Origin of the sequence: Hydrocoleum sp. CS-953, assembly GCF_002260545.1 — a bacterium.
Lineage (GTDB): Bacteria > Cyanobacteriota > Cyanobacteriia > Cyanobacteriales > Microcoleaceae > Trichodesmium.
On the sequence record NZ_LGSU01000890.1, the window covers coordinates 1 to 5,264 of the forward strand.

Annotated in this window: 4 protein-coding genes; 2 read left to right on the forward strand and 2 right to left on the reverse strand. The window is 34.8% G+C overall.

Annotation, left to right across the window (positions count from 1 at the left end; all coding sequences use genetic code 11):
- Window positions 1–862: 862 nt before the first annotated feature.
- Entirely contained in the window at window positions 863–1,813 is a 951-nt protein-coding gene (locus AFK68_RS11855) for a glycosyltransferase family 2 protein (protein ID WP_094672978.1), read from the reverse strand.
- Window positions 1,814–2,255: 442 nt separating this feature from the next.
- Window positions 2,256–3,182, reverse strand: a complete 927-nt coding sequence (locus tag AFK68_RS11860) for a glycosyltransferase family 2 protein (RefSeq protein WP_094672980.1) — start codon at window positions 3,180–3,182, stop codon at window positions 2,256–2,258.
- 342 nt (window positions 3,183–3,524) lie between these two features.
- On the opposite strand from AFK68_RS11860, the gene cobU reads away from it, so the two are divergent.
- Window positions 3,525–4,100: a bifunctional adenosylcobinamide kinase/adenosylcobinamide-phosphate guanylyltransferase gene (gene cobU / locus AFK68_RS11865; protein WP_094672982.1), complete on the forward strand. Its 576-nt coding sequence runs from the start codon at window positions 3,525–3,527 to the stop codon at window positions 4,098–4,100.
- 586 nt (window positions 4,101–4,686) lie between these two features.
- Entirely contained in the window at window positions 4,687–5,163 is a 477-nt protein-coding gene (locus AFK68_RS11870) for a hypothetical protein (protein WP_094672983.1), read from the forward strand.
- Window positions 5,164–5,264 lie beyond the last annotated feature (101 nt).

A 5,264-nucleotide genomic window follows, 5' to 3' on the forward strand; every position in this document is an offset into this window, starting at 1 on the left:
GGTATCAGTCGTCAGAATAAATATCTTAAATATCATTTATTAGCTTGAATATCCCTTTTTAATCAACCTGATTATTTGTAACATTGTTTGTTAATATTAGTATAATAAATAGTCGTGCAAAATAAGTTTCCTAGTTGAGAGAGGGAACAGGGAACACTTAACTGGGAATAGGGAGAAAGAATTGATAATTTATGGAGAAGATTGGAGATGTAGAATAAAATGTGTAGTGTAATTAATTTTGCATAAGCACTTACCAATTACCAAAAATAATCCTATACCTAGAATAATGCTACGATAACAGTAGAGGTTTTGTCTCCAAATCCTCACAGAATACTAGCTATATTTTCATCAATATTCTCATCTTATTCTCTAGTCAAAAATCACTTGATTTTTTGATTTTGTCAGCCAGAGAAAATTAGGTCAGGAAAAATCAAGAAGTCATATTAATTTGCCAAAATAATGCCACACCAAAAGTAGGGGTTGACTTTCCCAACCCCTACAGAATACTAGCTATATTTTCATCAATATTCTAGTCTGATTTTCTAGCCGAAAATAACTGGATTTTATGATTTTTCAGGCAAGGAAAAATAAAAGAGTAATACCAATTGCCAAAAATAATGCAAGACCTTGAATACTGCCATAAAATTAGGGGGTTTGGTCTCCAAAACCCTTACCGGATAATTAATAATTAATAATTATTAATTAAATAATTCAGGATGATTAACCTTCCCTTTCAAGGGGAAAAAAAATAAATTTTTTCCTTATTGGTCAATCCGATGGTTTTAACCAGAGGTAATTATCCATTATCAATTATCAATTATCAATTATCAATTATCAATTATCAATTAATGAAAGAGTTCTTTTAACTACTACTAGCTGAATCTACCTGAGCAACTGGTTGAGGATTAGTAGTTTGTGCTTTCTTTTCAGTAACATTCAACTGACCACCACAATCTTTAAGCTCATAAAGCTTAACACCAATTTGATACTCATATTGACTCAATAACCTACCATAAATATATCCTGCTTTACCATCTAAAAATCCTAGTTGAATAAAGTAGAACAAAATAAATCTCAGGAAAGGTTTAAATGGCAACCTTACCCATATTTTCTTGAGAAAACGCTTCCTTTGTACAGCATCTCCAAATAAACTAGCACCAATAGTTCCACTATCACCCTGACCAGTTAATAAGTTATAATGTACCCGCGCTTCCCAATTAGAATAACGGTTGTGTCTCTCGATCCAGTGAAATAAATCGCGAAAATCTTCGTGAAGCATATCATTTTTCAGATATCCGACATTGCCAGTTAAAACAACGTGTTCGTGTACCTCATTATCTCCAGTATTCCGAACACCCTCAGTTTTCAAGTTTTCGTAGCGACCTTCTTTATGTTTAAATAATCTGAGGTTCCAATCAGGATATTTCCCACCATGACGAATCCATTTTCCTAGAAAAAATACTCTACGGTTAAGATAATAACCATTATAATTTGGATCTTGAATAGCTATAGCAATTTCATCCCAAAGTTCTGGGATAATACGTTCATCACAATCAACAATTAATACCCAGTCATTCCGAAATTGTAAATTGTCCAAAGACCAATTTTTCTTTTTCGGCCAAGTACCATTGAAATAGAACTGTACTAGATTTGCTCCATAACTCTCAACTATTTCGGCGGAGCGATCGCTACTTTGAGAATCTACAACAAATATTTCATCTGCTCTAGCTACACTTTCTAGACAAGCAGGTAAATTTTGCTGTTCGTTCTTAGCAGGAATTAGAACTGATACTGGAATCTTAGATGATGTCATAGTTAAAGAATTTATAAATGGGAATTTTAGCGCTACGCGCAAGTCAGAAGTCAATTAATAATGAATAATTACCTCTGGTTAAAACCAAGAGAATTGAATCAAGTAGGGAAATCTCCTAGCACTTTTTTCTCCTGAAAAGGATAGACTTGAAACCTCTGGGGATTAATTAGGGTTTGCTGAAAAAGTCTGATAGTGATGATAGGCAACAGGGAACAGGCAACACGCAACAGTTTAGACTATCTGCTACGGCCAAATTTTCAGCCTTGTCAGGGGAAAGATTTTAGCATTTTCAGACTACAAGAGCAAAAAACATTGTACTTTTTCAGAAGAAAAAAACCTATAAGCCTTATCTGGCATTGATTATACTTTTATTCAGCCAGCCATAATTATCAATTATTAATTATCAATTATCAATTATCAATTATTCATTATCCATTATCCATTAATGAACGTCCTTACCCTCGATCATGCCCTGAATTGCTGCACCTAAATAGCCTATTTGACCATAAGCATAGACAAAATTATCAAAACGCTTGGCCGGGTCTGTGATATTTTTTAGAGACTTATACATACCTCTAATCATTCTCTCACCCCCCCGCGATAGTTGGCCGAAACCTGCTTTACCAGCTAGTTGTTCTCGGTAACATTCACTAATACCTTGCCACCAACCTCGTTCAATAAACCAGGAAGGTTTTACCCTTTCTGGCGCTACATTATGAGCGACTAATGCTTCTGGTAGATAGGCTACTTGCCAACCTTGCTTTATTGCTAATTCTGTGGTATGCAACTCTTCATTTGATAATAACTTTTTGCCAACTCGACCCAAGTTAGTGTCAAAACCACCAATTTGTTCCAGAAATGTCCGATGAATTGAATAGTTTAAACCTCTAGGAGTCAAACCTGGTTGGTCAATATATACAACAGAATCACCAAGGTCATAGTAACCTAAGTTTCCTGATAATTCCAGAGATAGCCACTTGGGGGGGCTGATTCCTTCTGGCCAAATCAAGGTAACTTTGCCCCCAGCAATAGCTAGTTTATCGTTACTTTGATAGGCTTCCTGTAGAACCCTTAACCATTGGGAACTAGCAACAGCATCATCATCAAGATAAGCTAAAATTTCAGCACTGGCTGTTTTTGCTCCTGTATTTCTAGCTACAGATAATCCTGTGACTGGTTCGTATACATATTTAAGTTTAGGGTTGGCAAGTCTTGCTTCTACTACTTCACGGGTACGATCTTTTGAAGCATTATCGACTACTACTACTTCAAAGCTACCAGGAAAATCCTGTGCTAACAGGCTATCTATTGCAGCTCCTAAGTAAGTGTCCCGATTATGAGTACAGATAATGGCAGAAATTAAGGCCATAATTAGTTATAATTTTTTTTGACTTTGATGTTTCTAAGGATATTGACCTAATTTGCTGTTCCATAATTTATTATCCTTCATTTTTCAGTTTACCTTGAATATTTAGGGTTTGCTGAAAAAGTCTTATGGGTGAGGGTAGGAGTCAGGAGGAATGGGAATTATAGAGGAGGCAGGAGGAAGAATAGTAAGAGTGATTTTTCTGCCATAATCCACCCAAAATGCTCACAATTTCTGCTTGATCAACCAAAAAGCTGGTACTTTTTCTAGACCTAAAATTGCTTAAACCTTTATCAGTCAATGGGCGTGATATTTAATTAGCAAGCCCTATTTAGTTCTATTCCTATGAATTCTCCTCAAGTCACTTCTAATAAATTAATCTTAGTAACTGGCCCTGCTCGCTCTGGCAAAAGTGAGTGGGCAGAAAGTTTAGCCACTAATTCTGGAAAAAAAGTAATATATATAGCTACCTCTCAAATTAATTCTAGTGATTTAGAGTGGCAAGCTCGAATTGAACAACATAAAAATCGTCGCCCCTCTAACTGGATAACTTTAGAAATACCTATCAAACTATCAGAAACTTTGGCTGCTTATTCTGATGAAGATTATTGTATTTTGGTAGATTCTTTAGGTACTTGGTTAGCTAATATTTTGGAACAAGATGAAGAAGTTTGGAATGAAACTTTAGAAGCAGTAATTGAAAGCCTATTAACAGCTAAGGGTGATGTAATTTTAGTTGCTGAGGAAACAGGTTGGGGAGTTGTTCCTTCCTTTCCTATTGGACGGTTATTTCGCGATCGCCTTGGTAATCTTATTCGTAGAGTGGGAGTTATTTCTGAGTCTGTTTATCTGATTACTGGAGGTCATGTTTTGCATCTCAGTGCTTTAGGTGTACCTTTAAATTTTGGCGTTAGCGAATAAATGTATGATCTTATAGGAGTCAGGAGTCAGGAGGTAGAAAGGAGTTTTTTCCCTAACGTAAGTAGGGAGAGATAGGTATGATTTACACTCTTGTTTTGGCTCCAAACTTAACATTATTAGGAATTTTATACCGTGTTTCAGCAACGCCTAAAATTTTAATTCTTAATTAATTCTCAAGGAATGAATGGTTGGGTTTGAACTCCAGTTTTAATCAGGAAAGTTACAATTAAATCAGATATTTAAGACATTAATACCGTTGTACGAAAGTCAAAAGTCAAAAAGGAGGATTGATTTGGCAGAAAAATTTAACTAACAATAATTTTCGGTAATTATTTCATACTGACTATGTAAAATAATTCCGAAAANTTACAATTAAATCAGATATTTAAGACATTAATACCGTTGTACGAAAGTCAAAAGTCAAAAAGGAGGATTGATTTGGCAGAAAAATTTAACTAACAATAATTTTCGGTAATTATTTCATACTGACTATGTGAAATAATTTGTGATATTATTTTGGATAATTGGTATAACTTGTGGTAAATATCTCTATATTAAAGTAGAAAATAATCAGATTTTAAAAGTTATGGCATCCCGTAGTCAAGTCAGAAAATACATTGCCTATTGGTTTCAGTTAGGCAAAAAAGTATTAATTAGAAATGGTCAGGAAGCTATAAGACCTCAAGTTGTAATTTCAGGCGATCGCTACAGTGAAGAATTTGAAGAATGCTGGCAAAAAATTTTATCTGTTGAATCAGGAGATTGTTATTTAGAAGGAACAGATCAAACAATTAAAGAATTATTATCTCCAGAGTGGGATATTAGTCCTTGCGCCCGTTGTTTAATGCCTATCCCATTTCATGTAAAAGGGATGCCTCCTGAATGCTGTCCATGTTTTGATCTACCTAGCTGGCCTGATACTGAAACACCATTGCCACGATCGCCTATTTGTAGTAAATCACATCTGCTAAGTATTTGTGAGCGATTATTAAGTGTCAATCAGAAAGATAACATTGATACTCATCATCACAATTCTGAAAATGAGGGTTTTAAAGCATCTTGAGAAAGTTGTTTTTCTTTCACACAATTCTCCTACCTTGGGAAATTTTTACCAATAAGATAAATAGACAAAAATCTCTAGAAGAGTATCGTCATCCAAATTTT

Excerpts from the sequence above, each read along its gene's own strand:
- cobU (WP_094672982.1), top strand. The coding sequence starts at position 3,525 with ATGAATTCTCCTCAAGTCACTTCTAATAAATTAATCTTAGTAACTGGC.
- AFK68_RS11870 (WP_094672983.1), top strand. The coding sequence starts at position 4,687 with ATGGCATCCCGTAGTCAAGTCAGAAAATACATTGCCTATTGGTTTCAG.
- AFK68_RS11855 (WP_094672978.1), bottom strand. The coding sequence starts at position 1,813 with ATGACATCATCTAAGATTCCAGTATCAGTTCTAATTCCTGCTAAGAAC.
- AFK68_RS11860 (WP_094672980.1), bottom strand. The coding sequence starts at position 3,182 with ATGGCCTTAATTTCTGCCATTATCTGTACTCATAATCGGGACACTTAC.